This is a genomic window from Bacteroides bouchesdurhonensis, from assembly GCF_900155865.1.
Lineage (GTDB): Bacteria > Bacteroidota > Bacteroidia > Bacteroidales > Bacteroidaceae > Bacteroides > Bacteroides bouchesdurhonensis.
On sequence record NZ_LT707006.1, the window covers coordinates 5,102,757 to 5,125,712 of the forward strand.

The 22,956-nt window shown below is 39.9% G+C and carries 16 protein-coding genes and 1 tRNA gene; 12 read left to right on the plus strand and 5 right to left on the minus strand.

Annotated features, from left to right (window positions below; all coding sequences use genetic code 11):
- Positions 1–2 precede the first annotated feature (2 nt).
- The 12 genes from CZ225_RS21965 (at position 3) to CZ225_RS22015 (ending at position 16,695) form a co-directional block, all read left to right on the plus strand.
- Positions 3–785, plus strand: coding sequence for a hypothetical protein (locus tag CZ225_RS21965; RefSeq protein ID WP_077155509.1), 783 nt, complete (start codon positions 3–5; stop codon positions 783–785).
- Between the two features lie 450 nt (positions 786–1,235).
- Positions 1,236–2,006 (plus strand): hypothetical protein, encoded by a 771-nt coding sequence (locus tag CZ225_RS21970; protein WP_077155510.1) that lies wholly within the window; start codon positions 1,236–1,238, stop codon positions 2,004–2,006.
- Between the two features lie 81 nt (positions 2,007–2,087).
- On the plus strand, positions 2,088–2,276 hold the full coding sequence (locus CZ225_RS23520) for a hypothetical protein (protein ID WP_129585847.1): 189 nt from the start codon (positions 2,088–2,090) through the stop codon (positions 2,274–2,276).
- 292 nt (positions 2,277–2,568) lie between these two features.
- Positions 2,569–3,084, plus strand: coding sequence for a transposase (locus CZ225_RS21975; protein ID WP_234983110.1), 516 nt, complete (start codon positions 2,569–2,571; stop codon positions 3,082–3,084).
- Between the two features lie 186 nt (positions 3,085–3,270).
- Entirely contained in the window at positions 3,271–5,916 is a 2,646-nt protein-coding gene (locus CZ225_RS21980) for a DNA gyrase/topoisomerase IV subunit A (protein ID WP_077155511.1), read from the plus strand.
- 51 nt (positions 5,917–5,967) lie between these two features.
- On the plus strand, positions 5,968–6,843 hold the full coding sequence (locus tag CZ225_RS21985) for a DUF3316 domain-containing protein (protein WP_077155512.1): 876 nt from the start codon (positions 5,968–5,970) through the stop codon (positions 6,841–6,843).
- 22 nt (positions 6,844–6,865) lie between these two features.
- Positions 6,866–7,888: a S41 family peptidase gene (locus CZ225_RS21990; RefSeq protein ID WP_077155513.1), complete on the plus strand. Its 1,023-nt coding sequence runs from the start codon at positions 6,866–6,868 to the stop codon at positions 7,886–7,888.
- 73 nt (positions 7,889–7,961) lie between these two features.
- Positions 7,962–8,043 (plus strand) — tRNA-Leu (locus tag CZ225_RS21995).
- A gap of 208 nt (positions 8,044–8,251) precedes the next feature.
- Positions 8,252–11,317 carry a SusC/RagA family TonB-linked outer membrane protein gene (locus CZ225_RS22000; RefSeq protein WP_129585848.1) on the plus strand — a complete coding sequence of 1,022 codons (3,066 nt, stop codon included), beginning with the start codon at positions 8,252–8,254 and terminating at the stop codon, positions 11,315–11,317.
- 66 nt (positions 11,318–11,383) lie between these two features.
- Complete coding sequence (locus CZ225_RS22005; RefSeq protein ID WP_077155515.1) at positions 11,384–12,919, plus strand: RagB/SusD family nutrient uptake outer membrane protein; 1,536 nt, start codon at positions 11,384–11,386, stop codon at positions 12,917–12,919.
- 15 nt (positions 12,920–12,934) lie between these two features.
- Positions 12,935–15,253 (plus strand): beta-glucosidase BglX, encoded by a 2,319-nt coding sequence (gene bglX / locus CZ225_RS22010; protein WP_077155947.1) that lies wholly within the window; start codon positions 12,935–12,937, stop codon positions 15,251–15,253.
- A gap of 74 nt (positions 15,254–15,327) precedes the next feature.
- The gene (locus tag CZ225_RS22015) at positions 15,328–16,695 is read left to right on the plus strand and encodes a glucoamylase family protein (RefSeq protein ID WP_077155516.1); all 1,368 of its coding nucleotides are present in this window, start codon (positions 15,328–15,330) and stop codon (positions 16,693–16,695) included.
- Between the two features lie 19 nt (positions 16,696–16,714).
- On the opposite strand, the gene CZ225_RS24615 is transcribed toward CZ225_RS22015, so the two are convergent.
- The 5 genes from CZ225_RS24615 to CZ225_RS22040 form a co-directional block, all read right to left on the minus strand.
- A complete protein-coding gene (locus CZ225_RS24615; RefSeq protein WP_262351999.1) occupies positions 16,715–16,846 on the minus strand; it encodes a hypothetical protein in 132 nt (43 codons plus the stop codon).
- 261 nt (positions 16,847–17,107) lie between these two features.
- Positions 17,108–17,965 carry a DNA/RNA non-specific endonuclease gene (locus tag CZ225_RS22020; RefSeq protein WP_077155948.1) on the minus strand — a complete coding sequence of 286 codons (858 nt, stop codon included), beginning with the start codon at positions 17,963–17,965 and terminating at the stop codon, positions 17,108–17,110.
- A 325-nt stretch (positions 17,966–18,290) separates the two neighbouring features.
- Positions 18,291–19,952: an IS1182 family transposase gene (locus tag CZ225_RS22025; RefSeq protein WP_077152662.1), complete on the minus strand. Its 1,662-nt coding sequence runs from the start codon at positions 19,950–19,952 to the stop codon at positions 18,291–18,293.
- 142 nt (positions 19,953–20,094) lie between these two features.
- Positions 20,095–22,047, minus strand: a complete 1,953-nt coding sequence (locus CZ225_RS22035; RefSeq protein WP_077155518.1) for a DUF6359 domain-containing protein — start codon at positions 22,045–22,047, stop codon at positions 20,095–20,097.
- Between the two features lie 20 nt (positions 22,048–22,067).
- Positions 22,068–22,925 (minus strand): DUF5689 domain-containing protein, encoded by an 858-nt coding sequence (locus CZ225_RS22040; protein WP_025074011.1) that lies wholly within the window; start codon positions 22,923–22,925, stop codon positions 22,068–22,070.
- Positions 22,926–22,956 lie beyond the last annotated feature (31 nt).

The window sequence follows — 22,956 nt, forward strand, 5'->3', positions numbered from 1 at the left end:
AAATGGAAGAAAAGAACAAAAATGAAGAATTGAAGCAACAGGAGACAAATGAAGCTTCATCGGCTGCGAGAACTACTTATTCTACCGGTACAGGTATGGGACCGGATGATTGTATGTCTCAAGATTTTTTCAATTCTCTGAATGACAGAGGAGCCATATCCGGTACGATTTATGTATGTGGTCTGGGGTGGGTAACAGCTAGTGGTAGTGGTTGCGGTTCTGGAAATGGCTCTGGCTGTGGTTGTGGCGTTGCAAAAGATCCAATAGAATTGATGGATAAAAGTAAATTTATTCCTTGGAATAACACTAACTGTTTAGAACTTTGTAAAAGTGTACTCCTAAAATATGGAATAACTTACCCAGGAGATAGTTCACATGTTTTTCGATTGACTCATACGGTAAATGGTGAATTACATAATTGGGGTGATAATCCAACTCAGAATTACAGAAAGGGCATTGAATGTATTGACAGGCATCTTAACGCTAATAGAGTGATTATTGTTGGTGTCGAATATGATCTTATGAAAAGTCCCAATAGCGATGGTACAGATCATTTTGTAGTTATAACAGGAAGAGGATTCGACTCTTCTAAGAGGCAGTATTACTATACATTTATGGATAATGGTGCTACTCGAGTTGCTGATGGATGTAGTAATGATAACCGTCTTTATTATGATAGTTATGAGTTGAAACTAAGTGGAAATACAAAGTATTTTAGTGGCGAATATACAGTGACTCATATTAGACCGAATGATGGGAATTATGATGGGGTAGTATCATTCTAAGTTCTATAGCTTGAAATATTATTTATATTTTAATTTTAAGTTTATTATTACCTCTGCCGAATTACATGTTAGTGCACTGTTTCGGCAGAGGATTTTTAATAAATATCTATATGAAGGAATGAGTTCTCTCTATTTTTAGTTGATAAGTCGCTTAAATAACAGTGTGATTGTAATAGGTATGTCAACTTGATTCGTTTATATTATATTTGTTTTTGCATGTTCTTTGTTTGCAAGTTTCTATGAAAAATGCGAATTAATTATTTAGTTTATAAAATTAATTATATGTTTACGGATGATAATTATTCTTTATTTTATATGCTGATATTTTTTTTGTGTGTAAAATTAAATATATTTGTTGATTAAATAATATAATCATTAATTAGTTTTTTTGGAAATAATAATGTCGAATTGAAGTTGTACTATTTATTTTAATACCTAAATAATAAACGTATGAAAACAATATTAAGTCTAGCAATATTCATCTTTACTAATGTGATTATTGCATTCTCTCAAAGTAGTTCTGACATAATTTCTCGCGTTAAAGTCTCTGAGATTAAGAACAAAGAACTTCAAGGAGTATTTAAAAATTACCTGAAGAGATCCTTTTTAGAATTACCAATTATCTTTGATAAAAGTTTTTTTGAATGTAATGATAGTATCAATTGGCGTGAATGTGAGAAGAAAAGGACTGCGACACAACCTTGTTCTTATGTAGACAGCGTCTCTCCCTTTTATGTTAATCTTGATCGGAAAAGTTGTGAACGTAATGATTCCGAAAGTCGATTATTTTTAATTAGGGATACAAATGGAGATTATATTATGGGAATTATTCAAGCTATATCACGTAAACATGATAGAATAAAAGATTGGTTAGTAACATTTGATTTATCTGGTAAGATGATAGATTTTCTTCCTATTGGAGAATGGCTCGGAGCAGATGCTTGGACTATAGAGGCCCAAATTAACAATAATTTTACTGTTGATGTGCAACGACTGGATTTTCCGGATAATGATTATATTATGTGGTATGATGACATTGCGATGGATCTTATTTATCTTGATAATTTGAAAGGACAGCGAATAGATACTAAATATCAAATAACGTTTGAAGGAAAATTTAAGAAACTAGAAGAAATACGCTATCAACCGCAAATTTACACTCCTGAGATGTTATCCCAAGGAAAGGTGACTATACGTCAAAGAAAGGAGAAAAGAATGTAATTCTGGATGCAATATTTTTTTCTTTGATTTTAATTATTATGAAACTTTTTTTTATTGTTGTTATTTGTTTGTACAAATGGCATGTTGATTGCACAAGAGGCTCTCTCTTCTATGCCGAAAGAGAAAAGAGACAGTCTTTTAGTTGAGATTACTCAGAACCTACTAAAAGAGAAGTTTCCCAAATGGTATCGTAAGGATGTAATTCCTAGCGTGGAGCAAAGTGATTTTATGTTTTTAAAACATAAATGGCTACAAGAAGAAATGTACTGAAAAAGGAGTCAATCTGCTGATAATAAATAAGATAAGTATTGCATAATTCGTTATTTTAGTAAATTAGAAGTCCCTCAACTCTTCTGATTATGACTAAAGAGACAACTCCTTATACAATACCAATCCGAGTGCCTATCGGCTCTCAAATCAGTCGTAAATATAAGCAAACCTTTTGAAAAGGCCTTCATGGATACCATGAAATTATTCATGACCATCCCGGGTCGTATAAATTTCCCCCAATTGGGCAAGTATGGATGTTTTTCGGAACAGACATACCGTAACCTTTTTGAGAATGATTGACTTTGCCAATCTGGATCTTACCCGATGCAAGGAATACGAAGTGAACAAGGGAAAGCTATACGGATTGAGGGTATATGCAAAAGCTATCAAAAGGTACGTTTCCTTATCCGTCTGGTACCCCATGGATGGAAGATCAGACAAGTGGCAGCTTTATTTCTCTACAGACAATTCTATGGAGGGACGCGAAGTGCTGGATTATTACAGAACCAGGTTCCAACTCGAATTTTGCTTTAGAGATGGCAAGCAATATGCCGGAATTACCAACTGTCAGCCAACAGACTTCAGAAAGTTGGATTTTCACTTCCATGCATCACTCGCTGCTATCAACTTGACCAAAGCGGCATGTAAGAGGCAAGGAATAACATATTCCATATCCTCTTGCAAGTCATTCATACACAAGGCTTATATGCTTGAACGAGTTATTTGCGTGTTTGGGATTAACCCAGACAAGCAAGTTATCGACAAACTTTTCAAAGAACTCATTTTATTTACTGCCAGAACAGTTTAGGATTGGCTTATTTTTAACTAACTTTTGTTAAAGTAAAAAAATTGCAGGAATCTCAGTTTATCATACAATTCTTCCTCGTTATCAGCTTTTAACATAATGAATCTCTTCTTTTCTTCATTAAAATCTCTTTTATTTTTTGTATTTTTGCGAGCGTATGCGTTAAAATGAAGTATATACAGCAAATTTATGAGTGACGAAATTAACGAGATAACAGAAGGACATTCAGACTATAAACCGGCTGACGGGCGAGACGAAAACGTAAAACATCAACTCACAGGTATGTACCAGAACTGGTTTCTGGACTATGCTTCGTATGTGATTCTAGAACGTGCAGTGCCTCATATTAATGATGGTTTAAAACCTGTGCAGCGTCGTATTCTGCATTCAATGAAGCGTCTGGACGACGGACGGTATAACAAAGTGGCCAACATAGTGGGACACACCATGCAGTTTCACCCTCATGGCGACGCTTCCATTGGAGACGCCTTGGTACAATTAGGACAAAAAGACCTACTTATTGACTGTCAGGGTAACTGGGGTAACATTCTCACCGGTGATGGTGCAGCAGCCCCACGTTATATCGAAGCGCGTCTTTCTAAATTTGCACTCGACGTTGTTTTCAATCCCAAAACTACGGAATGGAAACTGTCTTATGATGGACGAAACAAAGAACCAGTCACACTTCCTGTCAAATTTCCATTATTGCTGGCTCAAGGCGTAGAAGGTATTGCTGTTGGACTTTCATCAAAGATATTACCACACAACTTCAACGAGCTTTGCGACGCTTCTATCAGTTATTTACGTAATGAACCTTTTCAAATCTATCCCGATTTTCAAACAGGGGGTTCAATAGACGTAGCCAAATATAATGATGGCGAACGAGGTGGTGTCGTAAAGGTACGTTCCAAAATCAATAAAATAGACAATAAGACTTTAGCTATCACGGAAATCCCTTATGGTAAGACAACTTCTTCCGTGATCGATTCTATTCTGAAAGCAGTAGATAAAGGGAAAATCAAAATACGTAAAGTGGATGATAATACGGCTGCCAATGTGGAAATTCTGGTTCACCTGGCTCCCGGTACCTCTTCAGATAAGACGATCGATGCTTTATATGCCTTTACCGATTGCGAAGTAAGCATTTCACCGAACTGCTGTGTGATTGATGACAGTAAACCACACTTCCTCACTGTTAGTAAAGTGTTGAAAAAATCAGCAGACAACACACTAGACTTGCTGAAACAGGAACTAGAAATCAAGAAAAACGAAATATTGGAAGCCCTCCATTTCGCTTCTCTCGAAAAGATATTTATTGAAGAACGGATTTATAAAGATAAAGAGTTCGAACAATCCAAAGATATGGATGCTGCTTGTAAGCATATTGACGAACGACTGACTCCTTTCTATCCAAAATTTATCCGTGAAGTGACGAAAGATGATATTCTCAAACTGATGGAAATCAAAATGGGACGTATCTTGAAGTTCAACTCGGATAAAGCCGACGAACTGATTGCCAAAATGAAAGAGGAGATCGCTACGATAGACCATCATCTGGCAAATATCATAGAATATACTATTGACTGGTATCAGATGCTAAAAGAGAAATACGGCAAAAACTTCCCACGCCGCACAGAACTTCGTAACTTTGATACCATTGAAGCTACAAAAGTAGTAGAAGCTAACGAAAAGCTTTATATCAACCGCGAAGAAGGATTTATCGGTACTTCTTTAAAGAAAGACGAATTCGTTGCCTGTTGCTCGGATATTGATGACGTGATTATATTCTTTCGTGATGGAAAATATATTGTAACCCCGGTAGCAGACAAGAAGTTTGTGGGTAAAAATGTACTTTATGTCAATGTCTTTAAGAAGAACGACAAACGCACAATTTATAATGTGGCCTATCGGGACGGCAAAGAAGGGACCACTTATGTTAAACGTTTTGCCGTCACTTCTGTGGTACGCGATCGTGAGTATGACGTCACTCAAGGCACACCGGACTCACGCATCACATATTTCAGTGCTAACCCGAACGGAGAAGCGGAAATTATAAAAGTAACTCTAAAACCGAATCCACGTGTACGACGTATTATTTTCGAACATGACTTTAGTGAAACTGGTATTAAAGGTCGTCAGGCACGAGGCGTCATCCTAACCCGCCTTCCAATCCATAAGATAACACTGAAACAGAAGGGGGGATCTACTTTGGGAGGACGAAAAGTATGGTTTGACCGTGACATACTCCGTCTCAACTATGATGGCAGGGGTGAGTATTTGGGAGAATTCCAAAGTGATGATACGATTCTGGTTGTATTAAACAATGGCGAATTCTATACTACTAACTTTGACCTAAGCAACCACTACGAAGATAATGTGAGCATTGTTGAGAAGTTTGACTCCAATAAAGTATGGACTGCGGCACTATATGATGCCGACCAGCAGAACTATCCTTATCTGAAACGTTTCTGTTTTGAAGGTACCAGTCGTAAACAGAATTATTTGGGAGACAACAAGAACAACCGCCTCATCCTGCTTACGGACGAATATTACCCAAGACTGGAAGTAGTCTTTGGCGGACACGACAGTTTCCGTGACCCGCTGATTATAGATGCAGAAGAATTTATTGCAGTGAAAGGTTTCAAGGCAAAAGGGAAACGAATTTCAACGTTTGGTATCGAAACGATCAATGAACTCGATCCGCTTCGTTTTCCCGAACCATTGCAGGAAGAGCAGAAGGAGACGGAAGAGGAAGTGGAAAATCTAGATCCGGACAGCGATAAAAGTGAAGGAGATATCATTGATGAGATTACAGGGCAGATGAAATTATTTTAGAATCTCCCTTTCATCCCCTTTCTTTTGGAAAGGGAATAAAGATAGAACAGAATGATAAAATTCAGAAAAAGTATTATAGTATTCATCACATTGATGGTCCATGTTCTCCCTGGCTTGGGACAGAATAATGAAAGTTCCGGAGAAGGTTTTTCCGATCCTACCCGTTACGTGACACGTTCTACAATGTATGGTGTTGGTTTCACTAATGTGTTCGACACCTATCTCTCGCCTCAGGAATACAAAGGGATTGACTTTCGCATTTCCCGTGAAACAATGCGAATGACAAAACTATTCGACGGAAATGTCTCTGTACAAAATTTCTTCCAGGCCGATTTAGGATACACTCACAATCGTGCAGACAATAACAATGCTTTTTCCGGATTAGTGAATTGGAATTACGGACTTCATTACCAGTTCCGGTTAACAGACAACTTCAAACTATTGGCAGGTGGGTTATTTGATCTCAACGGGGGATTTGTTTATAACCTCCGCAACGGTAATAATCCAGCTTCTGCACGTGCATACGTTAATCTAGATGCTTCAGGTATGGCTATTTGGCATTTAAAAATTAAACGTTATCCGGTAGTGTTGCGTTATCAAGTCAATTTGCCAGTCATCGGTCTGATGTTCTCGCCGCATTACGGACAATCATATTATGAGATTTTCTCATTGGGAAATGCAAGTGGTGTGGTACGTTTTACTTCTATTCATAATCAGCCATCTCTTCGTCAGATGCTTTCTGTCGATTTACCTATAGGAGATACCAAAATGCGTTTTAGTTATTTAGCTGATTTGCAACAGTCTAATGTAAACAAAATCAAGACGCATACCTACTCTCACGTGTTCATGGTAGGATTTGTAAAGAACTTATTCCGTGTTTCTAACAAACAGGCTACGTCCCTGCCACCTGCTGTACAAGCTTATTAAAACTGAAATGAAGGAAATTAGAATGAAAAATAAAATTATATATATATTCCGGTTACTTTGTTGCATCCCTTTGCTGTCCGGATGCATTGGAGAAGATAATTATGCCGACGATCCTATTGGTAACTTCGAACAACTGTGGAAAATCATCGACCAACAATACTGCTTTCTGGAAGAGAAAGGAATTGATTGGGACGCAGTACATCAAGAATACCGGAAATATATTTCGCCGGAAATGACTAATGAGGATTTATTCGACAAACTAAGCGAAATGCTGTTCATCCTGAAAGATGGACATGTAAACCTCTCCTCTGCCAGCCGAACTTCCTATTATGATGCGTGGTATGAAGGATTTCCCTGGAATTACCGGGAGGATATTCTTTATCAGACTTACTTGGGTAGTGCAAGTTCGGGATATCGTACCTCCGCCGGAATGAAGTATAAAATATTCGATAACAATATCGGCTATATCCGATACGAAAGTTTCAGTTCCGGAGTAGGAAATGGTAACTTGGATGAAATCCTTGTTTATCTATCTACTTGTAATGGGCTAATTATCGATGTACGTGATAACGGAGGAGGAAACCTGACTTATTCCGAACGCATCGCCGCACGCTTTACGAATGAAAAAGTATTGACCGGATTTATCCAGCATAAAAACGGACCAGGACATTCAGACTTCTCGGATCCTGAGCCAGTCTACCTGGAACCATCCAGCAGTATCCGTTGGCAAAAAAAAGTGGTTATCTTGACTAACCGCCGTTGCTACAGTGCAACTAATGACTTTGTAAACGCAATGCGCAGTATTGAAAATGATAATATTATCCAATTAGGAGATCAGACAGGAGGCGGTTCCGGACTTCCTTTCACTTCCGAGCTACCAAATGGTTGGAGTATCCGTTTCTCTGCCAGCCCGCATTTTGATAAAAATATGAAACCGCTGGAGAGTGGTATTTTACCGGATATTCCCGTCGATATGACTGAGGAAGACCAACTTAAAGGCAAAGATACACTGATTGAAAAAGCATTTGAAATTTTAAGCGAGTAACTTTATTGCTTAATTATTTGTCAAATCAGAAAATCTTCCTATCTTTGCATCGCTAAACAAAAATGTTACACCTGCGGCTGTGGCGTAATTGGTAGCCGCGCCAGACTTAGGATCTGGTGTCGAGAGACGTGTAGGTTCGAGTCCTATCAGCCGCACAGAATAAACTAGAAAGCCTTCAAGAATATATCTTGGAGGCTTTTTAATTGGTTACACATATATGAAGAAACATCAACTATTTATCTTATAGTCTTGTGTTAAAAACAAGCATTCTCCTCTTTTCCAAAATCTTTTTTGCAATTTGTTTGTTTCCATTAATACTTCGTCCGGAATGGGCAAGAAAGACTTCAACCTAAATAATAACAAATGGAAAAATTTAATGCAATGAGGACTAGACTTTTACAACATCTTCAAAAAAAAACCTTCCGGTTAAAGGGCATTATGGTGCTCGCTTGTTTGTTGCTGACTTCTGTTTCCGCTTTTGCGCAGACCAAAACGGTGACGGGAACAATAACAGATGCAAACGATGAACCGTTGATAGGTGTATCAGTGGTAGTACAAGGTACTTCTACCGGAACCGTCACAAATATGGACGGCGAGTATTCAATTTCTGTAACTCCAGAAGACGTGTTAGTATTCTCATATGTGGGAATGGCTACACAAAGTATCAAAGTAGGCACACAGAATGTTATTAATGTAACCTTAAAAGAAGATTCTCAGTTATTGGCCGAAACAGTGGTCATCGGATACGGTAGCGCGAAGAAAAGAGACTTGACAGGTTCTATTACCAACATCAAAGGAGACGAAATTGCCAACAAACCGGCAATGAACCCTTTATCTTCTCTTCAAGGTAAAGTAGCCGGTGTTCAAATCGTAAACTCCGGACGAGCAGGTGCCGACCCGGAAATTCGTATTCGTGGTACAAACTCTATCAACGGATACAAACCATTGTATATCGTAGACGGACTGTTCAATGACAATATCAATTTCCTTAATCCGGAAGATATTGAATCTATGGAAATCTTAAAAGACCCTTCTTCATTGGCTATTTTTGGTGTACGCGGAGCAAATGGTGTTATCATCATTACAACTAAAAAAGCTAAAGAAGGACAGACTCTAGTAAACATCAATACTTCATTTGGCTTCAAAAAAGTAGTAGATAAAATAGACCTTGTAAATGGTCCACAATTCAAAGAGCTCTACAGCGAACAACTTTCCAATCAGGAAGATAATCCATTCAACTATTCAGGTTGGGACGCCAATACCGACTGGCAAGATGAGATTTTCCAAAATGCTTTTATCACTAACAATAATATCAGTATTACCGGTGCTTCCGCCAAGCATAGTTTTTATCTAGGTGTGGGTTATTCTCACGAACAAGGTAACATCAAGCATGAGAAATACAGCAAAGTGACAATCAATGCAAGCAATGATTACAAGATTACGGATTATCTGAAAGTTGGTTTCCAATTTAACGGTGCCCGGATGCTTCCGGCAGATTCCAAACAAGTACTAGGTGCACTGCGTGCTACACCTATCGCTCCTGTATATAATAATGAATACGGACTTTATGCTGCTTTACCGGAATTTCAGAAAGCGCAGATCAATAACCCGATGGTGGATGTGGATTTAAAAGCTAATACGACCAAAGCAGAGAATTACCGTGCATCAGGAAATATCTATGGTGAAGTGAACTTCCTGGAACACTTTACTTTCAAAGCTATGTTCTCTATGGATTATGGGTCCAACAACGGAAGGACTTACACCCCTATTGTGAAAGTATATGACTCTGCCGTCAGTGGCAATGTAGCTACCTTAGGCACAGGTAAAACTGAAGTCAGCCAGTTCAAAGAGAATGAAACAAAAGTGCAAAGTGATTACTTAGTGACTTATACCAACAGCTTCGATAATGGTAATCATAATTTAACAGCAACTGCCGGTTTTACAACCTACTATAATTCGTTGAGTCGTCTTGACGGAGCACGTAAACAAGGAGTAGGCCTTGTTATTCCAAATGATCCGGATAAATGGTTTGTGAGCATTGGCGATGCAGCCACTGCAACTAACGGAAGTACCCAATGGGAACGGAGTACTGTATCCTTACTGGCACGTCTTATTTACAATTATAAAGGGAAATATCTGTTCAACGGTTCATTCCGTCGTGACGGTTCTTCTGCCTTCTCTTACACTGGTAATGAATGGCAAAACTTCTTCTCTCTAGGAGCTGGTTGGCTTATGAGTGAAGAAGAGTTTATGAAAGATATCACATGGTTGGACATGTTGAAAATCAAAGCATCTTATGGTACTTTAGGAAACCAAAACCTGGATAAAGCTTACCCTGCTGAACCGCTATTGACAAATGCTTATTCGGCTGTATTCGGTAAACCATCCATTATCTATCCCGGATACCAACTAGCCTATCTGCCCAATCCCAATCTCCGTTGGGAAAAAGTAGAAGCATGGGAAGCCGGTTTTGAAACGAATGTACTTCGCAACCGTTTGCATTTTGAAGGAGTATATTATAAGAAGAATACGAAAGACCTTCTTGCAGAAGTTCCCGGTATCTCAGGAACCGTTCCCGGTATCGGTAACTTGGGAGAAATTGAGAATAAAGGGGTGGAAATGGCTATTAGTTGGCGTGATCAGATCGGCGATTGGGGATACTCAGTTAGTGCCAATCTTACCACGATCAAGAATAAAGTGAAAAGCCTTGTCCAAGAAGGATATTCTATCATTGCAGGTGACAAGCAACAAAGCTATACCATGGCAGGTTATCCTATCGGATATTTCTATGGTTACAAGGTGGAAGGTGTTTATCAATCACAGAAAGACATCGATTCTTCTCCTAAAAATACGCTTGCCACAGTTACCCCCGGTGACCTTAAGTTTGCGGATGTAGACGGTAGCGGAGACATCACTCCGGAAGACCGTACTATGATTGGTAATCCTACTCCCGATTTCACTTACGGTTTGTCTCTCGGACTGACTTACAAGAACTGGACATTAGGTGTCGATATGATGGGGCAACACGGTAACGAGATTTTCCGTACTTGGGACAATTATAACTTTGCACAATTCAACTATTTGTCACAGCGTATGGACCGCTGGCATGGTGAAGGTACATCCAACAGCCAACCCTTGTTGAATTCCAAACATTCCATCAATACACTGAATTCAGATTATTATATTGAAGACGGTAGCTTTTTCCGTATCCGTAACGTACAACTTGCTTATGCTTTCGACAAATCATTGTTAGAAAAGATCCGCCTGCAAGCCTTGAAGGTATACGTTAATATACAGAACCTGAAGACATGGAAACATAATACCGGATATACTCCGGAACTAGGTGGTACAGCAACTGCCTTTGGAGTGGACAATGGAAGCTACCCTATACCTGTAGTTTATACTTTCGGTATCAATTTAACATTCTAGCGGCAAAGTACCGCTGCCAAGTTCCTATACGGGACATAAGTTTAATTCTTTAAAATTTATAGTTGTATGAAACTAGATAAATATATACTCTCAATCTGTATTGCTACGACTGCATTATTTTTCAGCAGTTGCAGTGATTTTCTGGACCGCAGTCCACAGGGACAGTTCACTGAAGATGACAATCCGAATGCTTTAGTGAACGGTAAAATCTACAATGTCTACACCATGATGCGTAACTATAACATTACTGCCGGTCCTCCTGCATTTGCCATCCACAGCTTCCGTTCCGAAGATGCGGAAAAAGGAAGTATTGCCAGCGATGGTTCCGATGTGGCTGAAATGTATGATGATTTTATCTATACAGCTACCAATGGACTATTGGGAGCTTATTGGGGACAGAATTACGCCATCATTTATCAGTGCAATGATATTCTTGAAGCCATTGCCGCCAAAGAAACAGCCGGACAGACAGAAGCTGAAGATTTGATCAACAAGGGAGAAGCATCTTTCTTCCGCGCTTACTGTTATTTCAATCTGGTACGTGCCTTCGGTGAAGTACCTTTAGTGACTTACAAAATCAACGATGCTTCAGAAGCTAACATTCCGAAAACTACCGCTGAAAAAATATATGTACAGATTGACAGTGACCTCAAAACAGCAGAAGAGACATTGCCCGAAACCTGGAGTTCTGAATATACCGGACGACTGACTTGGGGAGCAGCCCGTTCTCTTCATGCACGAACTTATATGATGCGTAACGACTGGAACAATATGTACACTGCTTCTACTGATGTCATCAATAAAGGTTTATATAATCTGAATACTCCTTATGACGAGATTTTCACAGATGATGGAGAGAATAGTGGAGGTTCTATATTCGAACTCCAATGTACTGCAACAGCCGCTCTACCTCAAAGTGACATTATCGGCAGCCAATTTGCAGAAGTGCAAGGAGTTCGTGGAGCCGATAAATGGGACCTCGGCTGGGGATGGAACATGGCAACAGAATATATGGCACAAGCCTATGAGCCCAATGATCCTCGTAAGAATGCAACTTTACTTTATTTCCGCAGATCAGATAGTGACCCTATTACTCCGGGAAATACAAATGAACCTTATGGAGAATCTCCGGTTTCCCCAGCCATAGGAGCTTATTTCAATAAGAAAGCATATACCGACCCCGCACTACGTAAGGAATATACCAATAAAGGATTCTGGGTGAATATCCGTTTGATCCGTTACTCTGACGTAGTATTGATGGCAGCAGAAGCAGCTAATGAAAAAGGTATCCCGGAAGAAGCAGTTGACTATCTGGAAATGGTACGTGCACGTGCCAGAGGTAAAGATACCAGTATACTACCTAAGATAACAACGAAGGACCAGTCAGAATTGCGTGAGGCTATTCGCCACGAACGTCGCGTAGAATTAGGTATGGAGTTCGACCGTTTTTATGATCTTGTCCGTTGGGGGATCGCCAGCGAAGTGTTGCATGCTGCCGGAAAGGTAAATTACCAGCCTAAGAATGCATTGCTTCCTTTACCTCAGACAGAGATTGATAAATCAAAAGGAGTATTAGTACAGAATCCTGACTATGCTCAATAAAAACTAGTTAGAATGATGAACTATAAAAAATTAAGTTTACTTATCCTGCTATTCTCAGCAGGACCCATGAATGTGGCGGCACAAAAGTCGCCACAAGATATGGACCGCTTCATTGATGTCTTAATGAAGAAAATGACACTGGAAGAGAAAATTGGACAATTAAATCTTCCGGTAACAGGCGAGATCACTACAGGGCAAGCCAAAAGTAGTGACATTGCCACTAAAATCAAGAAAGGCGAGGTAGGTGGTCTCTTCAATCTAAAAGGAGTTGACCGTATCATGGATGTACAGAAACAAGCTGTAGAGAACTCCCGTTTGGGTATCCCTTTACTTTTCGGAATGGATGTTATCCATGGATACGAAACCATGTTTCCTATTCCATTAGGCTTATCTTGTACCTGGGATATGACAGCGATTGAAGAATCGGCACGTATTGCCGCTGTCGAGGCAAGTGCAGATGGTATCAACTGGACATTTAGCCCAATGGTAGATATCTCACGTGATCCTCGCTGGGGACGTGTATCCGAAGGTAGCGGTGAAGATCCATTTCTTGGAGCTATGATTGCCGAAGCAATGGTAATGGGTTACCAAGGAAAAAACATGGAACGGAATGATGAAATCATGGCATGTGTAAAACACTTTGCTTTATACGGTGCAAGTGAGGCCGGACGTGACTACAATACGGTGGATATGAGCCGCCAACGGATGTTCAATGACTATATGTTACCTTACGAAGCGGCTGTAGAAGCCGGTGTAGGCAGTGTAATGGCATCATTCAATGAAGTAGATGGCATTCCTGCCACTGCTAATAAATGGTTGATGACCGACATTCTACGTGGTCAATGGGGATTCAATGGTTTTGTTGTTACCGACTATACAGGAATCTCTGAAATGATTGATCATGGAATCGGTGATCTGCAAGAAGTATCCGCACGGGCAATTAACGCCGGAGTAGATATGGATATGGTCAGTGAAGGATTTGTCGGAACACTTAAAAAGTCTGTTCAGGAAGGTAAGGTTTCAATGGAAACATTGAATACAGCCTGTAGACGAATTCTGGAAGCTAAATATAAATTAGGATTGTTTGATAATCCATACAAATACTGTGATCCGAAACGTCCGGCACGCGACATCTTTACGAAAGCACATCGTGATGCAGCTCGTAGAATTGCAGCCGAAAGTTTTGTGCTTTTGAAGAACGATCCTGTACCAGGACGCCCGGGAGTAGCACCGGAACCTTTGCTTCCTTTCAATCCGAAAGGTAACATCGCAGTGATAGGCCCGTTAGCTGATAGCCGGACAAATATGCCAGGCACTTGGAGTGTGGCAGCAGTGTTGGATCGTTGCCCTTCATTAGTGGAAGGTTTGAAAGAGATGACTGCGGGTAAAGCTAACATTCTTTATGCAAAAGGTAGTAACCTGGTCAGTGACGCCGCTTATGAAGAACGTGCTACCATGTTCGGACGCTCTCTAAACCGAGATAACCGTACAGATCAGCAATTGTTGGATGAAGCTTTAAATATAGCTAAACAATCTGATATTGTCATTGCAGCTTTAGGAGAATCTTCGGAGATGAGCGGGGAAAGTAGTAGCCGCACAGACCTGAGCATTCCGGACGTGCAACAGAACTTATTGAAAGAATTGGTGAAAACAGGAAAGCCTGTTGTACTGGTATTGTTTACCGGTCGCCCACTCACACTAAACTGGGAACAAGAAAACGTTCCTAGCATTCTGAATGTATGGTTTGGGGGAAGTGAAGCTGCTTATGCAATTGGTGATGCCTTGTTCGGTTATGTTAATCCGGGAGGGAAGCTCACCATGAGTTTCCCTAAGAATGTAGGTCAGATTCCTCTTTATTATGCACATAAGAATACCGGACGTCCTTTAGCTGAGGGTAAATGGTTCGAAAAATTCCGCACTAATTATCTGGATGTAGACAATGAACCGCTTTACCCGTTCGGTTTTGGGCTTTCATATACCACCTTCTCTTATAGTGATGTGGCTTTGAGCCATTCCAGTATTGGTATGACCGGCGAATTGACGGCAACTGTACAAGTAACCAACACAGGAAATTGGCCGGGTTCGGAAGTTGTACAACTATATATCCGAGATATGGTAGGTAGTTCTACCCGTCCCGTCAAAGAGCTGAAAGGTTTTCAGAAAATATTTCTTGAACCGGGAGACGTCAAATATGTCTATTTCAAAATAGCACCGGAAATGTTGAAGTATTATAACTATGACCTGCAATTTGTTGCTGAGCCCGGTGATTTTGAGGTTATGATTGGACCGAACAGCCGGGACGTAAAATCAGCCAAGTTCACATTACATGAATGATAATAAAAAACCTGAGTTTGATTAAGTATCTATTAAACTCAGGTTAATATAGCTAATATATAATCTATTGAAGTATGACAAAAAACTATATATACTTGCCACTCCTCTGTTTTCTTCTAGTAGTAGGAGCTTGTAAGAGTAAACCTTCTAGACAGTCTTCCATTAGTTCGGAAATCTCCGATGACGCGTTATTGGATACTGTCCAGCGGCGTACTTTCCTCTACTTTTGGGACGGAGCAGAACCAAACAGCGGACTTGCTCCTGAACGTTATCATGTAGATGGTGTATATCCTGAAAATGATTCAAACGTAGTTACCTCCGGTGGTAGTGGATTTGGGATTATGGCTATTCTTGCAGGAATTGATCGTGGTTATGTGACTCGAGAAGAAGGTTTATCACGTATGGAACGAATTGTTTCTTTCCTGGAAAAAGCAGATCGCTTTTACGGGGCATATCCGCATTGGTGGTATGGAGATACCGGGAAAGTAAAACCTTTTGGTCAAAAAGACAATGGAGGCGACTTGGTAGAAACAGCTTTCCTGATGCAAGGATTGCTCGCCGTACACCAATATTATGTCAATGGCAATGAGAAAGAAAAAGCATTAGCCAAACGTATCGACCAGATCTGGCGTGAAGTAGATTGGAATTGGTATCGGAAGGGAGGACAAAACGTTCTATATTGGCATTGGAGTCCTACTTATGGTTGGGAAATGGATTTTCCCGTACATGGATATAATGAATGTATGATTATGTACATTCTCGCCGCTGCTTCTCCAACGCATGGAGTACCCGCAGCCGTCTACCATGATGGCTGGGCACAAAACGGGGCTATCGTTTCTCCGCATAAAGTAGAAGGTATCGAATTACATCTCCGTTATCAAGGGACAGAAGCAGGACCACTTTTCTGGGCACAATACTCTTTCCTGGGACTTGATCCTGTAGGATTAAAGGACGAATATTGTCCTAGCTATTTCGATGAAATGCGTAATCTGACATTAGTCAATCGTGCTTACTGTATCCGCAATCCAAAACATTACAAAGGTTTCGGACCGGATTGCTGGGGGCTAACAGCCAGTTATTCTGTAGACGGGTATGCGGCTCATTCTCCCAATGAACAAGACGACAAAGGAGTCATCTCTCCTACTGCCGCACTCTCATCTATCGTCTATACACCGGAATATTCAATGCAAGTAATGCGCCACCTATATAAAATGGGTGATAAAGTTTTCGGTCCATTCGGTTTCTATGATGCTTTCAGCGAAACAGATAACTGGTACCCGAAACGTTATCTTGCTATTGACCAAGGTCCTATTGCCGTCATGATAGAAAATTACCGGACAGGATTATTGTGGAAACTCTTTATGAGCCATCCTGACGTACAAGCAGGATTGACTAAATTAGGTTTCAATACGATCTCCAATCAGACCCCAAAAGAAAAATAGAACAACTGAGGGGGAGGGCTTATTGCCCTCCTCCTTGCGTTTGAGTAGCTTCTCCTCCTCCTTCTTTCACATCGTCATTATTAATACTCCAGCTCGCTTTTTTCACACTCGCTTTCAGTTCACCAATCCGGTAACTGATACTAAATTCCAAATAGCGACTCGGATATTTAAATTAGCCGCTTAACTCTAAAAAGTGACAAGTGACAGTAAAAACGAGTATTTTTTAGCCTAGAATACTGCTAAAGGAATGAGCCTTGATGAAAGGGTTAATAATGAGCTGAAATATATAATATAGCACAAATGGAACATTATAAACATCAACCTTTCAATAACTTCCTTGCTAATGTTATGTCGGTTGTAGTTAGAAGATTTTTTCAAAGACACTAAGTGATCTTTTCAAATTATACGACATTTACAAGCCATTCCAAGCCTTAACAGAATAAGCAGCTTCTACGACATTCTCTAATTTATCATTTAAATTCGGAAAGAAGTCAATTCCTGTTTTTTCTTCCAACTCATCTATAGAAATTGCATAGTCTGCCAAATTCTGTGACTTAGGCGTAGTAGTATGTTCCAACCAAAATGCAATAGCTTTGAAAGAGCTACTTTTTTTAAACAACAATGCTACAAAATAATATTTAGGCACAGGTTTACTGTGATTATTATCAATGTAACTTAATACGTGTTCTTCTTTATCTATAGTACCTCCTTTCACAACATACAAAGTATCTTGTGCTGTACAACTTCTCCCCCATGTCTGTACCTTAGCTTCCAGTTTTAACCATAAACCCGAATTAAATCCATTGCGTTGAGGAGTCATATTAGTGTAATAAAATGTATCATCATTTGCTTCACGTGAATATAAACGGTCGGCAGAAGCACAAATGTGCCCACGATCATATCCCTTTGCACCGAAATCCGAACGGGTACGTTGATATTCTTGTGCAACTAATGGATCCGATTCAAATGGATCATCCCCTGTTTTACGATTCACATTCTGTTGCATTGTCTGATTGTCAAATCGGAATGCTACCCAACGGGCATGCTTCTTACTTTTGTCATACTCCATACTGAAAGTTGTTACTTTCTTACCATTAAAAGTATTAGAATGAGTAACAAACATATCATTTGCTCCATTACGCAATGCTGGGAGTTCGACAATACCGGTCGCAAAATCTGTTGAGTCACTAGCATTCTCATCCTCATCTTTACTACAGGATACAAAACTTAAGCATAAAAAGCTTAACCAAATATAGAAATTACACTTCATTCCAATATTCATAATATATTAATCTTGTTTGAGTATATAGTTTTAAATAAGCAGCAGTTGTTTAACCTGCAGGAAATGCAAAGATAAGGATAATCTGCCTTAGAGTTCAAGCTTTTATTTTATTTTCAGTCATCTTCACGTTTTCTCTTATCTACTCATGCTATATCTATTTGTTATGGAGATATCTTTTTTCTTCCTATAAGTATAGATATTTATAAATGTCTTTTAGAGCAGTTACTATATTTTCACAAAAAAGAAAGGAGGTGTGTCAAAACTCAGGCACATCTCCTTTTTTTGATCTAAAACATTCATTTTCCTTTTTTGTCTATGCGGCTATTTTTTGCCTCATTAAACGATAAGTCGTTACATTCCCCGCATTTTGAGCCACACATGGTCTGAGAGCGATAAATATAGCGTGTACATTCTTTCCCTTTCTCGCTTTTAGCAGTTTTGCACACATTTTTTTGATATTAAATGCTATAGCAAAGAAGGCAAAGTCCATTGTAACCTTGTCTTGTCCCACATGCCGGAACCTTCTGTATGCCATGTTGTGTTTCATTTGTCCAAAAACTGCTTCCGGTTCTATACATCGCCTTCCCCTATGCCTGATGCCTTCTTCCGAGAGCAACCTTTCCCGTGCCTGCCGTTTGTATTGGTTTAACCGGTGGTTTACTTCTATAATACGGTTCCCCCGGGCTTTAAAGCAACTGCCACGCAAAGGGCACCCTTCACATCTTTGTGCTTTATACCGGGCACTTTCGGTGATGTATCCGCTCGCAGTCTTGTCACATCTGGTTCCTATACGGTTCATGTGCTGCCCCATAGGACAAACGTAATAATCCTCTTCCGCATTGTAATGGAGACTCTCCGTATGGAATGGATTGGGGGTATAACGGGGACGCCGTTCTTTATGGAAGTAGTTGTACTTGACAAAGGCTTCTATCCCATTATCTTGCATGAACCGGTAATTTTCTTCCGAGCCGTAACCGGAGTCTGCCACACCGACAGTTGGTAAGCGGTTATAGCGTTGCTCAAAGGAGTGGAAGAAAGGTATGAGGGTCAGTGTATCGGTTGGGTTTGGAAACAGTCGGAAGTCTATGAGGAATTGGTTCTCGGTACCTATTTGCAGATTATATCCGGGCTTTGTCTGCCCGTTTCTCATGGCGTCTTCTTTCATGCGCATGAAGGTGGCATCAGGATCGGTCTTGGAATAGGAGTTGCGTTCTCCAAGAGTATCAAGATGGTTGTCGTATTCCATCAACTTGTCACGGTACTCCTCAAGTTCCCGGACCTGTTTCTTCTTTTCCCGGATGACTTTCTTTTGTTCCTTGTCCTTTGTTACAGGTTGGTGTTCCAGTACCTCTTTAAGTTCATCCACTATATCTGAGAGCATGGCGGGAGTGAACTCTACGGGGGTGTCTTTGACGGAGTTCTCTTGGGCTATGGCTTCATCCACCTGCTCCAGGAGAATGCGGATCTTATCCATCAGCTTTGTACGGTTCTTTTCGACTGTCTTGCGCCAGACAAAAGTATATTTGTTGGCCCTGGACTCAATCTTGGTACCGTCGATATACTCTACGTCAAGGCTGATGAAACCTTTGTCGGCAAGGACAAGGACCAACTGCGTGAAGACGTTGTTGATTTCCTCCTTGACACGGTTACGGAAACGGTTGATGGTAATAAAATCCGGATGTTCATTACCGGAAAGCCAGATATAATGAATGTCACGTAGGAGAAGCTTCTCTATTTTGCGGCACGAATAGATATTGTTCATGTAGGCGTAAATAATCACCTTGAGCATCATTTTAGGATGATAAGGACAACGACCGGTTGCTTTATAAAGCTTCTTGAAATTGTCAAGATTGAGATTATCAACAACAGTATTAACTATGCGAACCGGATCGTTCGCTGCTATGTTTTCATCAATTCTTTGGGGAAAAAGAACTGTTTGGTTGGGAATGTAAGGACGAAAATGTAACTTTGCCATAACGAAAAACTTTATGCCTAAAGATACAAAAACTTTGGGTAATAACAAAGCCCGGGCTTGGGAAAGTCTGGGCTTTGTGCATAAAAAAAGGTTGGGCCAGCGTTTTGACACAACCTCTTCTTATTATTTATCAACCGTAGCATTAATTGACATTAATACCAAAGATAATTGCACGTTTATCAGCTGCCTCCTCAGCAGTATTAAATTTGATGGTAGAAGTAGCCGTTATTCCCGTTAATGTGAATTCATAATAATCAGAATCAGCAGGGGTAATCGTAAATGGAGAATTACCCGTAGCTCCAACATTCCCTACCAGATCGATTTGTTTGGTAGCTTCTCCTCCTTCAAAAGTTCCACCATTTTCAATGGTCACCTTCAAAATCCCAGACTTTCCCTTCCAACCGACAGCATAAAAAGCCAGTTTAGTTTTGGCAGTTCCTAATACAGGTGAACTCCAAACGCCTGCTAACTTCGTTGTTCCAAGTTTCACAACAGGATATTCCGTCTCTTCGGTTCCAATCTTAACAATACCTCCGTAAGCTGCATCAGATGAATTGGTCCAGTCCTTTGCAGGTAATGTGATATTACTTGTATAAACAGGACCTGTCGGTTCAGGATCACTGCCACCTCCTAAAAATTCAAAGTCTGTAATAGTCTTCATACCAGGAGCACCAAATGCATATTTAAGAGTTCCAAGGATAACAACTTCCTTCCCTAGATTATCAGGATGATCCACTAAGTTCAAAGCAGGTCTAGCAGTCGGGCTATCTTTACCAAAACCAATTACCATACATTTTGTATAATCAGTTTCTTCTTTAGAAGCTGCTATGAGAATAGCAGAATTACGAATATCATCCAATCCAAAAACAACATCTTCAGGAGCATCTACAGTATTTGCATCATTACCATTCTTTACTCCGCCAACAATATAGCCTTTAACCCACGCAATAGCAGTACCGTTAGCAGAAGTCAACGTCAATGCTTTCGTTACATCATACGGATTATCTTTAGAGTTATCTGTAACAGGAGGTTCCGGATCTACAATTTCTTCACCTTTACCATGTGCTACAACAAAATTCTGTACTTCCCATGTACTACCTGTCACTTCGGTACTAGTATACTTCAATGCAATTGTTACACTACTTTGCCCTATAAACTCAGCAGGAATACCAACATTACCTGAGCTTACAAAAGTAAAACTGTTACCTGATGCCATCACAATTGGAAGATTAGTCCATGTAGCCTGTGACACATTTCCCGTATAATCTTTACTAATCATCAACTGATGATAATCTTTAATCGTAGCAGCATCTGCATAGTTGATGGCATGTTTGAATGTTATATAAGCTTCTGTTTCCTGTGACAAATTAATAGTAGGAGCCACCAGCCAAGTCTCAGACGGGAATTTACCTTCGGCTGACCCACCTTTAATCATTGCAGAGCTATAATCATTTATCCAACTCAGAGTTCCTGATACTGAAACACTTGTAAATCCACCTAAAGACGATTTGAATGATTCGTTAATATAAGCATCTGTCGGTCCTTCACTACTACCGTCACCAATTTCCACATCACCTGTTGAAGTATGTAAAACAGCAGCTGTTATATCAATTAAACCTGTAACTCCGCAGTACTTACTGGCATAGTTACCTTTAATTTTAACAGACATGCCTAAATTACCATTATTATCTTTGACATTCAACTTATCACGCAAATCTCCTGCCGGTAACTTCACTGCAATAATCTTGGCTGTACTTGTTTCACTGGTAGTTGCCGCAATCACAATATTAGTATTCACATTAAAGTTAGAGGTTACAAATTCATTACCTGCAAAAACAGGTTCTCCACTTGCATCTACTCCATCATATTTATTGTTCATACAACCGACAATATATCCTTCTACCCAAATATCCGTACCACTTTTCTTGATAAGATAACTAGTTACGTCATAAGGATTATTTTTAGAGCCATCGCCCACCAATTCAGAATCATCACCTCCTTCTTTTATATCATAAGGTGCAGGGACATCACTACATCCACTAAATGTGATCACTGCAAGCAGCGTCAAGAATAAAGCATTTAGAATCTTTTTCATAATTGTCTATTGTTAGTTTATTAATTATTTTGTTTGATATCAGCACTGGTACGAATAAGCAATTGCCAATTATTGTTATAGCGAGTCAATATACCAGTTACATCAGTATTTCCTTCCGGAAGCACATCTTTCGAGAAATTTGCATAAATACTAGTATGAGCTACTGCCTTACATGCTGTACCATCTGCAAAATTGATACTACGCTCTACAAAACTCAAAGTAGGACTTGCAATATCCGATTCCGGTGCAAAAGCCACCTTACCATTTGCTTCAGGGAACTTCACATTTTTCAGTGTTACCAATAACGGAGCACGCTTCATATCTATAGCCGCCAATTCCGTTGCATTAGAAATCTCAAGCGGTTTCAACTCTTCATAAAACATTTGCGGCTTATTAATGATACGCACTCTTTGCTTCCACTCATACTCCGGCATACGACCTACCTTACCTTCATAAGTAGTACCTATCTGAGCTAATTTACGATAACTACCAATCTGCAAACCTTCGCAATTGATAACCACTTTCTGACCTACCGGACAAGCTGCATAAAGTCCTGTATTGTTCACACCTACAATAATAGCTCCCGTTTCGTCAGCTACGACCAATTGCTTGTAGATATTTCCACTTTCATCATCTCCTACAATCACGCCTTCAATACGTGTTTTGCCTTCCATGGTGGTATAAGTATCCGAACTAGTATCTATAAATCCATCATATTTCTCTTTCAAGTTGGCTATTGAAATAGTACGTCCAGGCTCGATCGAGTTATTACCAAACGCATTGCCTGTAACCGGAGTATCAAAGTCATTCATGCACGAAGTAAAACTTGAAGCGCATATCAACATTCCAACACATCCTATAGATAATATTTTCTTCATATTCATTTTTCTTTATTTATTAATTGGGCTG

What these genes read in the sequence shown, in the direction of transcription:
- CZ225_RS21965 (WP_077155509.1), top strand. Translation starts at nt 3, where the DNA reads ATGGAAGAAAAGAACAAAAATGAAGAATTGAAGCAACAGGAGACAAAT.
- CZ225_RS21975 (WP_234983110.1), top strand. Translation starts at nt 2,569, where the DNA reads ATGATTGACTTTGCCAATCTGGATCTTACCCGATGCAAGGAATACGAA.
- CZ225_RS21990 (WP_077155513.1), top strand. Translation starts at nt 6,866, where the DNA reads ATGAAAAATAAAATTATATATATATTCCGGTTACTTTGTTGCATCCCT.
- CZ225_RS21970 (WP_077155510.1), top strand. Translation starts at nt 1,236, where the DNA reads ATGAAAACAATATTAAGTCTAGCAATATTCATCTTTACTAATGTGATT.
- CZ225_RS21980 (WP_077155511.1), top strand. Translation starts at nt 3,271, where the DNA reads ATGAGTGACGAAATTAACGAGATAACAGAAGGACATTCAGACTATAAA.
- CZ225_RS22035 (WP_077155518.1), bottom strand. Translation starts at nt 22,047, where the DNA reads ATGAAAAAGATTCTAAATGCTTTATTCTTGACGCTGCTTGCAGTGATC.
- CZ225_RS22005 (WP_077155515.1), top strand. Translation starts at nt 11,384, where the DNA reads ATGAAACTAGATAAATATATACTCTCAATCTGTATTGCTACGACTGCA.
- CZ225_RS22000 (WP_129585848.1), top strand. Translation starts at nt 8,252, where the DNA reads ATGGAAAAATTTAATGCAATGAGGACTAGACTTTTACAACATCTTCAA.
- CZ225_RS22040 (WP_025074011.1), bottom strand. Translation starts at nt 22,925, where the DNA reads ATGAAGAAAATATTATCTATAGGATGTGTTGGAATGTTGATATGCGCT.
- bglX (WP_077155947.1), top strand. Translation starts at nt 12,935, where the DNA reads ATGAACTATAAAAAATTAAGTTTACTTATCCTGCTATTCTCAGCAGGA.
- CZ225_RS21985 (WP_077155512.1), top strand. Translation starts at nt 5,968, where the DNA reads ATGATAAAATTCAGAAAAAGTATTATAGTATTCATCACATTGATGGTC.
- CZ225_RS22020 (WP_077155948.1), bottom strand. Translation starts at nt 17,965, where the DNA reads ATGAAGTGTAATTTCTATATTTGGTTAAGCTTTTTATGCTTAAGTTTT.
- CZ225_RS22025 (WP_077152662.1), bottom strand. Translation starts at nt 19,952, where the DNA reads ATGGCAAAGTTACATTTTCGTCCTTACATTCCCAACCAAACAGTTCTT.
- CZ225_RS23520 (WP_129585847.1), top strand. Translation starts at nt 2,088, where the DNA reads ATGTTGATTGCACAAGAGGCTCTCTCTTCTATGCCGAAAGAGAAAAGA.
- CZ225_RS22015 (WP_077155516.1), top strand. Translation starts at nt 15,328, where the DNA reads ATGACAAAAAACTATATATACTTGCCACTCCTCTGTTTTCTTCTAGTA.